Annotated in this window: 11 protein-coding genes; 2 read left to right on the top strand and 9 right to left on the bottom strand. The window is 66.6% G+C overall.

The features are described from left to right. Window positions 1-10: 10 nt before the first annotated feature. The 5 genes from P5704_014940 to P5704_014920 all read right to left on the bottom strand — a co-directional run bounded on the left by P5704_014940 (window position 11) and on the right by P5704_014920 (window position 5,337). Entirely contained in the window at window positions 11-1,033 is a 1,023-nt protein-coding gene (locus tag P5704_014940; GenBank protein WOF77356.1) for an AbrB family transcriptional regulator, read from the bottom strand. 1 nt (window position 1,034) lies between these two features. Beyond that, entirely contained in the window at window positions 1,035-2,549 is a 1,515-nt protein-coding gene (locus P5704_014935; protein ID WOF77355.1) for a tripartite tricarboxylate transporter permease, read from the bottom strand. Between the two features lies 1 nt (window position 2,550). Beyond that, window positions 2,551-2,994: a tripartite tricarboxylate transporter TctB family protein gene (locus P5704_014930; protein ID WOF77354.1), complete on the bottom strand. Its 444-nt coding sequence runs from the start codon at window positions 2,992-2,994 to the stop codon at window positions 2,551-2,553. 78 nt (window positions 2,995-3,072) lie between these two features. Further along, a complete protein-coding gene (locus P5704_014925; protein WOF77353.1) occupies window positions 3,073-4,047 on the bottom strand; it encodes a tripartite tricarboxylate transporter substrate binding protein in 975 nt (324 codons plus the stop codon). Window positions 4,048-4,074: 27 nt separating this feature from the next. Next, a complete protein-coding gene (locus P5704_014920) occupies window positions 4,075-5,337 on the bottom strand; it encodes an OprD family porin (GenBank protein ID WOF77352.1) in 1,263 nt (420 codons plus the stop codon). A gap of 180 nt (window positions 5,338-5,517) precedes the next feature. On the opposite strand from P5704_014920, the gene P5704_014915 reads away from it, so the two are divergent. Both P5704_014915 and P5704_014910 read left to right on the top strand, forming a co-directional pair. Further along, a complete protein-coding gene (locus P5704_014915; protein WOF77351.1) occupies window positions 5,518-6,189 on the top strand; it encodes a response regulator in 672 nt (223 codons plus the stop codon). Beyond that, window positions 6,182-7,582, top strand: a complete 1,401-nt coding sequence (locus P5704_014910; GenBank protein WOF77350.1) for a sensor histidine kinase N-terminal domain-containing protein — start codon at window positions 6,182-6,184, stop codon at window positions 7,580-7,582. Before P5704_014915 ends, P5704_014910 begins: the two co-directional genes overlap by 8 nt. Here P5704_014910 and P5704_014905 read toward each other — a convergent pair. The 4 genes from P5704_014905 to P5704_014890 all read right to left on the bottom strand — a co-directional run bounded on the left by P5704_014905 (window position 7,563) and on the right by P5704_014890 (window position 13,381). Next, window positions 7,563-9,491 carry a diguanylate cyclase gene (locus P5704_014905; protein WOF77349.1) on the bottom strand — a complete coding sequence of 643 codons (1,929 nt, stop codon included), beginning with the start codon at window positions 9,489-9,491 and terminating at the stop codon, window positions 7,563-7,565. The genes P5704_014910 and P5704_014905 overlap by 20 nt on opposite strands. A gap of 134 nt (window positions 9,492-9,625) precedes the next feature. Next, window positions 9,626-11,212 (bottom strand): PAS domain-containing methyl-accepting chemotaxis protein, encoded by a 1,587-nt coding sequence (locus P5704_014900; protein WOF77348.1) that lies wholly within the window; start codon window positions 11,210-11,212, stop codon window positions 9,626-9,628. A 126-nt stretch (window positions 11,213-11,338) separates the two neighbouring features. Beyond that, entirely contained in the window at window positions 11,339-11,503 is a 165-nt protein-coding gene (locus P5704_014895; GenBank protein ID WOF77347.1) for a hypothetical protein, read from the bottom strand. A 291-nt stretch (window positions 11,504-11,794) separates the two neighbouring features. Next, window positions 11,795-13,381 (bottom strand): PAS domain-containing methyl-accepting chemotaxis protein, encoded by a 1,587-nt coding sequence (locus P5704_014890; GenBank protein ID WOF81241.1) that lies wholly within the window; start codon window positions 13,379-13,381, stop codon window positions 11,795-11,797. Window positions 13,382-13,646 lie beyond the last annotated feature (265 nt).

Below are 13,646 nucleotides of genomic sequence, written 5' to 3'. Positions count from 1 at the left end.
TTCAGGTCGTTCAGCAAGCACGGCGTTGCCAGAGGCGGAACAGCGGCTCGGCGAGAAACATCACCAGAAACAGCCTGAGCACCTGCACCGCGGTGACCAGCGCCACAGACAGCTGCAAGGCTTCGGCGGTCAGGCACAGCTCGGTGATACCGCCGGGCATCATGCCGAGCATCAGCGAAACCCCATCCAGCGCAGTCGCCCAACCCAGCACAAAGCCGAGCGCAGCGGCAACCAGCATCGCCGCCAGGGTGAACAGCAGAATGCGCAGGAGAAACGCCGGCGCACTGCGAAAGAACGGCCGGTCGAAATGGCAGGCCAGCGAGCAGCCGATCAGCCACTGTCCCAGCGCGCCGGCCCAACCGGGCAAGCCGATGTGCAGATCGAATGCCACGCTGGCCACGGCACAGGCGGTCAGCGGGCCGAGCATCCATGGGTTGGGCTGGTCCAGTCGTTGCCAGAGCAGCGCCAGCAGGCCGCCCGCCGGCAGCAGCAGCGCCAACCAGGGCCAGCTCACCGGCGCCGGCGCTGGCGCCGCCATCGATGGCAGGCCCCAGGTGAACAGCGCCGGCACGATCAGTACCACCAGCAGCAGACGCAGGCTGTGCGCCGCCGCCACTCGTGCCGGCTCGGCCTGGTGTCGGTTGGCCAGCACCACCATCTCGCTGGCGCCACCCGGCATGCTGGCAAAGAACGCGGTGGCGCGATCGGTACCGCTGCGCAGCAGGATGAAGAGGCCGATCAGCCCCAGCAGCAGCGTGCCGACCGCGCCGGCGAAGATCACGCCGAGATGCGCCAGCACCTGCTGCATCACCTCGCTGGTGAAGTGCAGGCCGATAGCACTGGCGACGACCCATTGCCCGACCTGGCGGCCGCGCGGCACCTCGCTCACCAGCCAGCCGCTGCAGCGTACGGCGATAACCGCCAGCAGCGAGCCGATCATCCACGGCAGCGGCCAGTTGGCCAGGCTTGCCAGCCAGCCGCCGACCGCACCGATCAGCGGTGTCGCCCACCAGGCCGGCAATCGCCGATGCATGTCAGACCTGCGCCTCGACCACGTTGCCGCGACGCCGCTTGAGGTACCAGCGCAGCGCCGGCATGCCGAGCATCGCCACGGTGAGCACCCACAGCACCAGGGTGATCGGGCTGCCCCAGAGGATGCCCAGCTCGCCGTTGGAGATCGACAGTGCGCGGCGCAGGTTGTCTTCCATCATTTCACCGAGAACGAAGCCGAGAATCAGAGCCGACAACGGGAAGTCCAGCTTGCGCAGCAGGTAGCCGAACACGCCGAGGCCGACCATCAGCACCAGATCGAAGGTGGTGCTGTGCACCGAATACACGCCGACCATGCTGATCACGGTGATCGCCGGCACCAGCACCCAGTTCGGCACGGCGAGCATGCGCGAGAACAGGCCGACCAGCGGAATATTCATCACCAGCAGGATCACGTTGCCGATGAACAGCGAGGCGATCAGGCCCCAGACCACGTCAGGCTGCTGTTCGAACAGCAGCGGGCCGGGGGTGATGTTGTACAGCGTCAGCGCGCCGATCATAACCGCCGTGGTGCCCGAACCGGGTACGCCGAGGGTCAGCATGGGGATCAGCGAACCGCAGGCCGAGGCGTTGTTCGCCGCCTCCGGCGCCGCCAGACCGCGCAGGTCGCCATCACCGAAGCGGCCCTTGTCGCCGGCCATGCGCTTCTCGCTCATGTAGGTCATGGCGCTGGCGATGGTCGCCCCGGCGCCCGGCAGCGTGCCGATGACGAAGCCGGCCACGGCGCTGCGCACCATGGTCCAGAAGGTCAGGCAGAACTCCTTGAAGTTGAACAGCAACCGGCCGCTGGCCTTCACCGCCTTCTGCCCGCTGTGGGTTTTTTCCAGCATCAGCAGGATCTCGCTGACGCTGAAGAAGCCGATCACCACGATGACGAACTGGATGCCGTCGGACAGGCTGACGCTGCCGAAGGTAAAACGATAGACGCCGGTGGTGGAGTCGACACCCACGGTAGCGAGCGCCAGGCCCATCAACGCCGCCATCAGCGTCTTCACCGGCTTGTCGCCGACCATGCCGCCAAGGCAGGCGATGGCGAAGATCATCAGCACGAAGTATTCCGCAGGGCCGAAGGCCACCGCCCACTTGGCCAGCAGCGGGGCGAACAGCACCACGCCGCAGGTGGCGATGATGCTGCCGATGAAGGAGCTGACCGCCGACAGCGACAGGGCGATACCGGCCTTGCCCTGGCGCGCCAGCGGGTAGCCGTCGAGGGTGGTCATCACCGCGGCGGCGTCACCCGGCACGTTGAGCAGGATTGCCGAGATGCGTCCGCCATACTCGCAACCCAGGTACACCGCGGCGAGCAGGATCAGCGCGGTTTCCGGTGGCAGGCCGAGGGCGAAGGCCAGCGGCAGCAGCAGCGCCACGCCATTGATCGGGCCGAGCCCCGGCAAGAGGCCGACCACGGTGCCGACGAAGGCGCCGAACAGCGCCACCAACAGGTTGGTCGGCCGGGTGGCGACATCGAAGCCCTGCAGCAAGAAATTCAAAGTTTCCATATCAGCTCTCCAGCAGACGCAGCAGACCAAGCGGCAGCGGCACGTCCAGCAGGTAATCGAACAGCCCGTAAAGCAGCACGCCAAGCAGCGCACCGCTGATCACGCTGGGCCACAGGCGACCGTTGAACAGCAGACCGAGGGCGAAACCGGCCAGGGCGGTGCTGATGACGAAACCCAAAATTTCGAACAGCAGCGCATAGGCCAGCAGCGCCAGCACGCACAGCACGGCGCGCTGCGCCCTGGGTCGATCGAACGCCGGCGTCGGCTCACCGTGCGGCTTGAACAGCAGCCACGCCACACCACAGGCCATCAGCGACAGCAGCAGCAGCGGATAGGCGCGCGGCCCGACCGGGTCGTAGGCGAAGGGTGCCTCGAAGCCCCAGGCGAGCAGGGCGAGGCCGGCGCAGATGAGCAGCCACGCCGCGGCGAAGACACGTACGTACATGACGGGATACCTCAGGGGTTCGGCGACCCGGCAGCTGCCGGGTCGACCGTGCGGTCCGCGAGCGCGGGCCGGTTCGCGTTACTTGACCAGGCCGAATTCGCCGGCCAAGGCCTTGTAGTCCTGCACCTGCTTCTTGACGAAGGCTTCCAGCTCGTCGCCGGTCATCGACAGCGGGAACAGGTCGCGCTGTTCGCGCAGCTTGGCGAAGTCCTCATCGGCGAGCAGGGTGTCGAACTGGGTCTTCCACCAGTCGAAGTCCTCGTCAGGCACCTCCGGCCCCATGTAGAAGCCGCGGATCACCGGCCAGCTGATGTCGTAGCCTTGCTCCCTGGCAGTGGGAATCCCGGCCAGCTTGCCCGGCAGGCGCTCGTCGGAGAGCACGGCGAGGATGCGGATCTTGCCGGCATCGAGCTGCGGGGTGACTTCGCCGAGGCCGCTGCTGGTGACCTGCACGTGACCACCGAGCATGGCGGTGAGCGTCTCGCCGCCGCCCTCGAAGGCGACGTAGCGCAGCTTCTTCGGATCGACACCGGCAGCGCGGGCGATCAGCGCGGTCTGCATCCAGTCCTGGCCACCGATGGTGGCGCCGGCGCCGAACACCACGCTGCCCGGGTCCTTCTTCACCGCGGCGATCAGCTCGTCGAGGTTCTGGTAGGGCGCGTCGGCGCGTACCGAGATGGCGCCGTAGTCGGTGCCGACCGCAGCCAGCCAGCGCACGGCGTTCTCGTCGTAACGACCGAACTTGCCCTGGGCGAGGTTGAGCAGCGAACCGCTGGAGAAGGCGGTGATGGTGCCGGCTTCCGCCGCACGCTGGGCGACCACCGCGTTGTAGGCCACCGCGCCGACACCGCCAGGCATGTAGGTGACGCGCATCGGTGCTTCGAGCAGGCCACTGTCCTTCAGGCCGCTCTGGGCCAGTTTGCAGGTCAGGTCGAAACCGCCGCCGGGCTTGGCCGGGGCGATGCACTCGGGGCGCTTGGGTTCGGCCAGCAGCTGGCTGGAGAGCAGCAGGCAGGACGACAGCAGGGCGATACGGCTGAGTCTGGTTTTCATCGGGTATTCCTCGCGTTCTTGTTTTGTTTACCAGATCGGCAGGCTGTAGCTGACGATCAGACGGTTCTCATCGGCGTCACGGGCGAAGTCGGAGCGGAACATCGCGTTGCGCCAGCGCAGCGCGACGTTCTTCAGCGGGCCGCTCTGCACCACGTACTTCAGCTCGATGTCGCGTTCCCACTCGCTGCCATTGTTGCCGCCGCTGTACTCGGCGTTGTCGCCGGAGATGTAGCGGGTCAGAAAGGTCAGCCCGGGGATGCCCATGGCGGCGAAGTTGTAGTCGTAACGGGCCTGCCAGGAGCGCTCGTCGGCGTTGGCGAAGTCGTTGATCTGCACGAAGTTGACCAGGAACGGATCACCACCGTCGATGTAGGCGTAGCCGGTATCGCCGCGCATCTGCTGGTAGCCGACGCTGACCTTGTGCCCGCCCAGGCTGTAGCCGAGCATGCCGTTCCAGGCCTGGTTATCGATCTTGCCGGCATTGGCCGCGCCGCTGTCGTCGCTGAGCATCACGCGCAGGTCGGCACTCAGCGCGGAGTTGTCGCTCAGCGGCTTGTTCGCCAGCAGGCCGAAGAAGTGCTGGCGGTACACGTCATCCAGCTCGCCGTAGTAATAGCGCCCGGTGAGGTTCTCGTTGAAGGCATACTCCGCACCGGCGAAGGTCAGGTGATCGGCCTCGGCGGCGCTGGCGAAGCGGCCGTTCTTGTTGTTCAGCTGCAGGTCCTGGGAGTTGGTCGAAGCGCGGTCGATCACCTTGTCCAGGCGGCCGCCGATGAGGGTCAGGCCGTCGATATCGGTGGAGGTGACCGTGGCGCCCTCGAAGACCTGCGGCAGCGTGCGGCTGTCGCTGGCTTTCACCACAGGCATCTCGGGGATGTGCGAGCCGTAGCGCAGCTCGGTCTCGGCGATCTTGGCCTTGGCAGTCAGGCCCAGGCGGCTGAATTCGTCCGGCGTACTGCCATCGTCGTGTACCGGCAGGAGGTCGGTGCCGCTGCGTCCGCCACCGGAATCCAGCTTGACGCCGAGCATGCCCAGGGCATCGAGGCCGACGCCGACGGTGCCTTCGGTGAAGCCCGACTGGACGTCGAGAATGAAACCCTGGGTCCATTCTTCGCGCTTGGACTGGCCGCTGCCTTCGCGGAAATCGCGGTTCAGGTAGATGTTGTGGGTCTGCAGGGTAGCGCTGCTGTCTTCGATGAATGCGGCCTGGGCCATGGGCGCCAGCGAGGCGGCGGCAACGGCCAGGGCGAGACGGGCAGGAGCGGGTGAACGTCTGACGGCAGTCAGCATCGGGTATCTCCACTATTGTTTTTGTTGTGACGGCACATGCGCCGCGCGGGGTGGTTCGAGCCACCTGCGAGCGATCCTAGGCGGTCAAGCTTTCGCCAGCCTTTCAGCGCGCAAAGCCGGCAGCGGCGTGAAAGTTCTGCCGCTACACTGGCGCTCCGTCGCCATCGCAGAGGACAGGCAATGCGAATTCTTCTGGTCGAGGACCACCCCCAGCTGGCCGAAAGCGTGGCGCAGGCATTGCGCGCCGCCGGCTGGACCGTGGACCTGCTGCACGACGGCGTCGCCGCCGACCTGGCGCTGGCCAGCGAGGACTATGCGCTGACGATTCTCGATGTCGGCCTGCCACGACTCGACGGCTTTCAGGTGCTGGCGCGCCTGCGTGAGCGCGGCAAGACGCTGCCGGTACTGATGCTCACCGCGCGCGGCGAGGTCAGCGACCGCGTGCACGGCCTCAACCTCGGTGCCGACGATTACCTGGCCAAGCCGTTCGAACTGTCCGAACTGGAAGCGCGGGTCAAGGCGCTGCTGCGGCGCAGCGTCGGCGGCGGCGAACGCCAGCAGCGCTGCGGCGCACTGGTCTACGACCTGGATGCGCGGCGCTTCAGCCTGGCCGACGAGCCACTGACGCTGACCTCGCGCGAGCAGGGCGTGCTGGAAGCGCTGATCGCCCGCCCCGGTCGGGTGATGAGCAAGGATCAGCTGGCCGCCCAGGTGTTCGGCCTGGACGAGGATGCCAGCGCCGATGCCATCGAGATCTACATCCACCGCCTGCGCAAGAAGCTCGAGGGCCAGCCGGTGCGCATCGTCACCTTCCGCGGCCTCGGCTACCTGCTCGAAGCGCTCGATGGCTGAGCAAGCGCTCGCCGGCAGCCTGCGCGCGCGCCTGCTGCGGCGGCTGGCAGTCCTGCTCGCGCTGCTGTCGCTGTTCGGCGGTCTGAGCGCCTACTGGAACGGCCGTGCCGCCGCCGACACCGCCTACGACCGCACCCTGCTCGCCTCGGCCCGGGCCATCGCCGATGGCCTGGTCACCCATGAAGGCGTGCTGCGCGCCAACGTGCCCTACGTGGCGCTGGACACCTTCGCCTACGACAGTGCCGGGCGCATCTACTACGGGGTGCTGGACATCCAGGGGCGCCTGGTCAGTGGTTACGAAAACCTGCCGGCACCCGCCGCCGACGTCCCGCGCACTAACGACTATCCGGCGCTGGCGCGCTTCTACGACGGCGAGTTCCAGGGCCAGGGCGTACGCCTGGTGAGCCTGCTGCAACCGGTCAGCGAGCCGGAACTCAACGGCATCGCCGAAATCCGCGTGGCCGAAACCCTCGGCGCCCGCGAGCGCATGGCGCGCGGCCTGCTCACCGACACCCTGTGGCGCGTCGGCCTGCTGGCGCTTGCCGCGCTGGTACTGGTATGGCTGGCGGTCAGCGCCGCGCTGCGACCGCTGGGCCAGCTCAGCGAGGCGGTGCAGGAGCGCGCACCGGATGATCTGCGGCCGCTGCCGATGATCAGCGTGCAACGCGAGCTGAAACCGCTGGTGGCGGCGCTCAACCAGTTCACCGAGCGCCTGCGTGGGCAGTTCGAACGCCAGGCGCGCTTCATCGCCGATGCCTCCCACGAGTTGCGCACGCCGCTGGCGGCGCTCAAGGCGCGGATCGAGTTGGGCCTGCGCGAAGCCGAACCGGCGGCGTGGCGCAGCACCCTGGAAGATGCCGGGCAAAGCACCGACAAGGTCATCCACCTGGCCAACCAGCTGCTCTCGCTGGCGCGCATCGAAAGCGGTGCGCAATCCATCGCCGAGGGCGGCGCGCAGCGTCTGGACCTGTCGCAGCTGGCCCGCGAGTTGGGCCTGGCGATGGCCGCCCTGGCGCACAAGCGCGGCGTCGCCCTGGCGCTGGAGGCCGAGGCCCCGGTATGGATCGACGGCGAGCCGACGCTGATCAGCGAACTGCTGAGCAACCTGCTGGACAACGCGCTGGCGCACACCGGCAACGGCGGCAACGTGGTGCTGCGGGTGCTCGACGGCGCCGTGCTGGAGGTGGAGGACGACGGTCCGGGCATCCCCGCTGTCGAGCGTGATCGCGTCTTCGCCCGCTTCTACCGCCGCGACACCGGCGGCCATGGCGCCGGCCTCGGGCTGGCCATCGTCGGCGAAATCGTCCGCGCCCATCGCGCCGAGATCAGCCTCGATCAGGGCGCTCTCGGCGGCCTGCTGGTGCGGGTGCGGTTCATACCGACTGAGGCGTAATGGCCGGGCCGTCTTCGCTGATGCATCTGCCGGGAGCCAGCACCACCTGATCACGGCCGGCATTCTTGGCCTGATAGAGCGCCGCATCCGCCGCAGCCAGCAGATCGGCCGGCGTTACAAGCGAGGATGTCAGCGTGGCGACGCCGAGGCTTATGGTCAGCATCACCGGCTGTTCGCCATGCTGCAGCTGCAGGTGAGCGATCGCGCAGCGGATGGATTGCGCCAGGGCGACGGCCTGTTCGGCGGCGAGCCCCGGCAGCAGGACGACGAACTCCTCGCCGCCATAGCGCGCCGCGACATCGCCGGCGCGCTGGCAATGGGCGGCGAGCACTGCCGCGACCTGGCGCAGACACTCGTCACCGAAGGGGTGGCCGTAGCTGTCGTTGACCCGTTTGAAGTGATCGATATCGGCGAGCAACACCGACAGCGGACTGCCCGCGCGCCGCGCACGACGGATTTCCTCGTCCAGCAAACGATCGAAACGCCGACGATTGGCCAACTGGGTCAGCGAATCGGTGGTGCTCAAGCGCATCAGTTCGGCATTGGCGGCCTCCAGGCCGTGGCGAACTTCTTCCAACGCACGGGTGCGTTCGTAGACCCGCGCTTCCAGCACCTCGTTGGCGCGCAGTTGCAGGTCCAGCGCCTCCTGCTTGGCCTGCAAACGCAGTGCACGCTCCTCGGCCAGCGATTCCGAGGCGTGCAATGCCAGTTGCTGCGCGGCGATGCGCCGGTTGCGCTCGATATTGATGCGCTCGGCCAGTGCCATGGACAGCAGCACGAACTCGGCGAACATGCCGATCAGCTGACCATTCAGCGTCCAGGCATTGAGTGGCAGGCTCCCGTTGAGCGCCAGCAGGTTGACCACAGTGAAGCCGAGCAAGGTGCTCCAGGCGATGCTGAACAACCGCGCGGACGGATTGCCACGCATCCACAGGTTGAGCGTCACGGCCATGGTCAAAACGCAGTGCAGCAGCGCGACGCTGTCCATGAACAGATAACGCGCCACGGCCGGTGCCAGCAGCAGCGCCAGCACCGCAGCCCCCCAGTAGCCGGTCAGGCTGATGGACACCACCCAGACCCAGCCACCATAGCGCCGTATGTCGAGAAAACGCAGGGCGAACAACATCGGTGTGAAGAAGCACAAGGCCGCGGAAAGGCCATAGAAACGTACCGACAAGGCGGGAATTTCCGGCCACAGGTAGAGCTGGCCGAAACCGGTGATGGTCAGCACGTAGAACACCGCGCTGAGCAGGTAGAGCACATAGAGGAAATAGCTGCGGTCACGGGTGAAGATCAGCAGGCTGCAGTTGTACAGCACGATCACCAGGATGCCGCCGAAAAACAGGCTGACCAGCGTGACGTCGCGGAGCTTGCCCTCGATCAGCTGCTTTTCGTCGATCAGCTCCAGCGGCAGGGCGAGGGTTTCCCTGGCCTGCAGCTGCAGATAAACCACCGCGCGCTCGCCCGCCGGCAGCTCGAGTGGATAGACGAAGTGATGGTCGGCCAGCGGACGGCTGCTCAATGCCACGGCGTCCCCGGCCAGCATCGGCTGACCCCAGCGGTCGCTGTCGGGGTAATGCAGGCGCACCTCGACGCGGTCGAGCACCGGCCATTTCAGCAGCAGATACCAGAGCTTCGCGGCATCGCCCGTGTTTTGCAGACGGAGGCGCAGCCAGGCACCGTCGTGCTGCTTGCCGAGGCTGGGCTTGTTCAGCCGCTGCCAGGACAGATCCGCTGCGGCGATCTGGATGAAATTCGCGTCCGGCCTTCCCAGCAGGTACTCCACTGGGCCGACCTGCAGCGTCGGCGAGCTTCGCGTCTGCAGCACCGGCGCTGGCTCAGCCGCCATCGCGCCGCCGGTCCAGGGCAGCAACGTCAGGCAGGCGATCAACAGCAGTAAGGCGCGCATCGTGTGACAGTGCCTCTTCGGCGCGACAATAGCCAGCGAAGTGCCAGCCAACCGGCGTCATTAAATAAGCGCCGACCCGCGCATGATGCCAGCATGGCATCAACCTGTCCCGCGCAGGCGACAGACTGCAGCAATCACGCCCTGCGCCGCGCCCAGAATTGTTGCGCCAGCTCCTGCATGTCCTCGGCCAGGCGGGCTACCCCCGAGGTGCCTTCCTGGCTGCGCAGGCCGGTCGCCACATGCTGGTCGGAGCTGCCGCGGATGCTGACGATGCTCTGGTTGATCTCTTCGCTGACGCTGCTCTGCTGCTCCACCGCCGCGGCGATCTGGCTGCTCATTTCGCTGATTTCGCTGACCTGGCGGTTGATGCCGTGCAGCGAGTGCTCGGCATCGCCGGCGTGGCCGACGCTGTGCTGCGCCTGCTCGCGGCTGCGCTGCATGACGTCCACGGCCTGGCGCGCACCGGCCTGCAGCGAGCCGATCATGCTCTGGATATCGGTGGTCGCGCTGGATGTGCGCGATGCCAGCTGGCGCACCTCGTCGGCGACCACGGCGAAGCCGCGGCCCTGCTCGCCGGCGCGCGCCGCCTCGATAGCGGCGTTGAGCGCGAGCAGGTTGGTCTGCTCGGCGATGCCGCGGATGACGTCGAGCACGCGGCTGATTTCCTGGCTATGGCTTTCCAGTTGGTGAATGACCCCGGCGGCCTGCTGGATGTCGTCCGCCAGGCGCGTGATGCTGCTGCCGGTCAGGCTGACGACCTGCCGGCCGCTGGCCGCCGCGCTGTCGGCGTTCGCCGCCACTTCGGCGGTGCGCTGGGCGTTGAGGGCGACCTCCTGGATGCTGGCGGTCATTTCGTTGATCGCGGTGGCGACCAGGTCGGTTTCCTGCTGCTGGCGCGAGGCGCTTTGCGTGCTGCTCTGCATCGCTGCGAGCAGCTCGCGGGCATGCCCGCTCAGCTGGCGGCTGGAATCGGTGATGCGCCCGACCATGGCCCCGGCTTCGGTTTCCAGCATCTTCATGGCGAAGGCGATCTCGCCGATCTCGTCCCGGCGACCGGTGTAGATCAGCTGGCTGACCGGGTTGTGGCCGATGCGTCGCGCCTGGCGCGCCAGCTGCGTCAGCGGTGCGAGCGCCAACGTCGCCACGCCGGCGGCGACCATGCCGCCCAGCACCGCGGCGGATGCACCAGCTGTCAGCGATGCCCCGGCCAGCAGCGCGCCGAACCCTGCCGCCGTCGCACTGCCGAGACCCGCCAGCAATGCTACGCGACCACGCAACCCGAGCCGCGGGGCACGCAATGCGCCTGCGCCACGGCCCTCGCGCAGGCGTGTGTAAAGCGCCTCGGCGGCGCGAATCTGTTCGGGCTGTGCGCGAGTGCGTACCGACTGGTACTCGACGACCTTGCCGTCGCGGCCGACAGGTGTGGCGAACGCACTGACCCAGTAGTGATCGCCATTCTTGCAACGGTTCTTGACGATGCCCATCCACGACCTGTTCGCCTGCAGCGTCTGCCAGAGATCGGCGAAGGCCGCCTCGGGCATGTCGGGGTGGCGCACGATGTTATGCGGCTCACCGAGCAGCTCGTCTTCGCTGAAGCCGGAAATCGCCACGAAATCCGGATTGGCGTAGGTGATCGTTCCTTTCAGATCAGTCGTGGAAAGGATGTTCGCCGTTTCGCCGACCGTGACTTCACGGCCGTTTACGGGAAGGTTGAGGCGCATAAACAGATCTTCTCTTTGAAAATGGGGTCTGAGTACGCGAGGCAGATACGGCGCCGCTTCTGTTGGCAGCGCTCGCGTGGATGCGGCGGGGCATCCTTCTACAGGGGGCCGGTTACGGTTTGGCGATCAACGCTCGTCCTTCTCTCCCCTATCGGCTTCCAGCTGCTCGAGCAAGTCGATCAGGCGCCGGCGCAGCTGGCCGAGCTCGCGCGACTTGAACGAGCGTCGCGTGCGCTCCAGTACCTGAATGGTTTCTTTCAGCGCAGCGCGCAACGTCTCTTCGGTCAGCATTGGTCCATCGTCATGCACACACATGCAGGTTGAGTGCCTATCTCTGCCAGGGCATGCTTTGCAGCGAGACTCGAACCCAAAAAAAGGCGCCAGCCGTGGTGCATCCCAGAGGAATGTCACGGCTGGCGCCTTAGCTATCAGGTCCGGTTGTCCTGAGCGGTAAAGCAGCTTTCGCAACGCGCGAAACTGATGGCATTTTGCCTTCACACGAACGCCGTAACAAGCCCGCCGCTAACGGTGCGGCAATGCGCTACGCCATTGCCGCACGCACCACTCCCGTACATCAGGCTTTCAGCCGCGCCGCCGCGTCCAGAACTGCTGCACCAGCATCTCCATGCTGCTGGCCAGCTCGGCCACGCCCGACGCACTCTGCCGGCTGCGCAGGCCGCTCTCCACATGCTGGTCGGAGCCGCCACGAATGCTGACGATGTTCTGGTTGATGTTCTCGCTGACGCTGCTCTGCTGCTCGACGGCCGCGGCGATCTGCATACTCATTGCACTGATCTCGTTGACCCGGCTGTTGATGCCCTGCAGCGAGCGCGCCGCCTGGGCCGCATGTTCGACGCTCTGCATGGCCTGCTCGCGGCTGCGCTGCATGACCTCCACCGCCTGCCGCGCACCGCCCTGCAGCGCACCGATCATGCTGTTGATCTCCTGGGTCGACTGCTGGGTCCGTGATGCCAGGCTGCGTACTTCATCGGCGACGACGGCAAAGCCACGGCCCTGCTCCCCGGCCCGCGCCGCCTCGATGGCGGCGTTCAGCGCCAGCAGGTTGGTCTGCTCGGCGATGCCACGGATGACATCGAGTACCTTGGTGATGTCATTGCTATGCGCCTCCAGCTCATGGATCACGTCACCGGCCTGCTGGATGTCCTGGGCCAGTCGGCCGATGGCCGCGCCGGTACGGTTGACCACCTCGGTGCCGGTCGCCGCTTCGCTGTCCGCGCGGCTGGCTGCTTCGGCGGTGCGCTGGGCATTGCTCGCCACTTCCTGCACGCTGACCGCCATCTGGTTGATCGCCGTGGCGACCTGATCGGTCTCGCTCTGCTGGCGTGAAGCGCTCTGCGTGCTGCTGTCCATCGCGCCGAGCAGTTCGTGGGCGTGCTGGCTGAGTTGACGCGAGGCATCGCCGATACGGCCGACCATGGCGCCGGCCTCGGTTTCCAGCATCTTCATGGCAAAGGCGATCTGGCCGAATTCATCACGGCGGCCGGCATAGACCAACTGCCCCACCGGGTTGTCACCGACCCTGCGCGCCTGCTCGGCGAGACGCTGCAGCGGAGCCAGCGCGACATAGGCCATTGCGCCTGCGCCCAGCACGGCGGTAGCGGCGGTGGCCAGCGCAGCGATCAGACCCGCCCCACCCAACAGCGCGCCGGCGACCACGCACGGCGCGGCACCCAACGCGGCCAGCAGCGCGACGCGGCTGCGGGCACTCAGCGTTGCACGGCGCAGCGCAGCCGGAGGACGCTTGTCGCGCAACTGCGCATACAGCTGCTCGGCAGCGGCGATCTGAGCCGGCGCGGGCTTGGTACGCACCGACTGGTATTCGATGACCCGACCGTTGCGGCTGATCGGCGTGACGAAGGCACTGACCCAGTAGTGATCGCCGTTCTTGCAGCGGTTCTTCACCATGCCCATCCATGAGCTGCCACTCCGTACGCTCGACCACAGGTCGGCGAATGCTTCGGCAGGCATGTCCGGATGGCGAACGATGTTGTGGTGCTGGCCAAGCAGCTCGCTTTCTTCGAAGCCGCTGATCTTGATGAAGTCGGGATTCACATAGGTGATATCACCGTTCAGATCCGTGGTGGAAAGGATGTTGGCGGTGTCGCTGATGGAAACGTCGCGGCCAGTGACCGGCAGGTTCATGCGCATGGTGGTCTCGTGAACAAGGCAAAGCATGTCGTTCTTCCGCCACGGACGTCTCGATCGATGCACCTTGCCGGTACTTCGCGCATTCCCTGCCAATATCGCACCTCGCGGTGCTCGCTCCTTGCTGCGGACGGCCCAACGGGTCGTTTGTATCGATTTTGTAGCGCCGAAGACGAGCACAAAAAAAGCGCCAGCATTGATCCATCCCCTCTGGATGATCCCTGATGGCGCTTCAGTCGGCGGGCCCGTGGTCCTGTCCGATCAGCAA

Source organism: Pseudomonas sp. FeN3W (genome assembly GCA_030263805.2).
Taxonomy (GTDB): domain Bacteria; phylum Pseudomonadota; class Gammaproteobacteria; order Pseudomonadales; family Pseudomonadaceae; genus Stutzerimonas; species Stutzerimonas stutzeri_G.
Note: the sequence above shows the minus strand (reverse complement) of the source record. Positions and strands in the feature narration are given on the sequence as shown.

What these genes read in the sequence shown, in the direction of transcription:
- P5704_014940 (WOF77356.1), bottom strand. Translation starts at nt 1,033, where the DNA reads ATGCATCGGCGATTGCCGGCCTGGTGGGCGACACCGCTGATCGGTGCG.
- P5704_014935 (WOF77355.1), bottom strand. Translation starts at nt 2,549, where the DNA reads ATGGAAACTTTGAATTTCTTGCTGCAGGGCTTCGATGTCGCCACCCGG.
- P5704_014930 (WOF77354.1), bottom strand. Translation starts at nt 2,994, where the DNA reads ATGTACGTACGTGTCTTCGCCGCGGCGTGGCTGCTCATCTGCGCCGGC.
- P5704_014925 (WOF77353.1), bottom strand. Translation starts at nt 4,047, where the DNA reads ATGAAAACCAGACTCAGCCGTATCGCCCTGCTGTCGTCCTGCCTGCTG.
- P5704_014920 (WOF77352.1), bottom strand. Translation starts at nt 5,337, where the DNA reads ATGCTGACTGCCGTCAGACGTTCACCCGCTCCTGCCCGTCTCGCCCTG.
- P5704_014915 (WOF77351.1), top strand. Translation starts at nt 5,518, where the DNA reads ATGCGAATTCTTCTGGTCGAGGACCACCCCCAGCTGGCCGAAAGCGTG.
- P5704_014910 (WOF77350.1), top strand. Translation starts at nt 6,182, where the DNA reads ATGGCTGAGCAAGCGCTCGCCGGCAGCCTGCGCGCGCGCCTGCTGCGG.
- P5704_014905 (WOF77349.1), bottom strand. Translation starts at nt 9,491, where the DNA reads ATGCGCGCCTTACTGCTGTTGATCGCCTGCCTGACGTTGCTGCCCTGG.
- P5704_014900 (WOF77348.1), bottom strand. Translation starts at nt 11,212, where the DNA reads ATGCGCCTCAACCTTCCCGTAAACGGCCGTGAAGTCACGGTCGGCGAA.
- P5704_014895 (WOF77347.1), bottom strand. Translation starts at nt 11,503, where the DNA reads ATGCTGACCGAAGAGACGTTGCGCGCTGCGCTGAAAGAAACCATTCAG.
- P5704_014890 (WOF81241.1), bottom strand. Translation starts at nt 13,381, where the DNA reads ATGCGCATGAACCTGCCGGTCACTGGCCGCGACGTTTCCATCAGCGAC.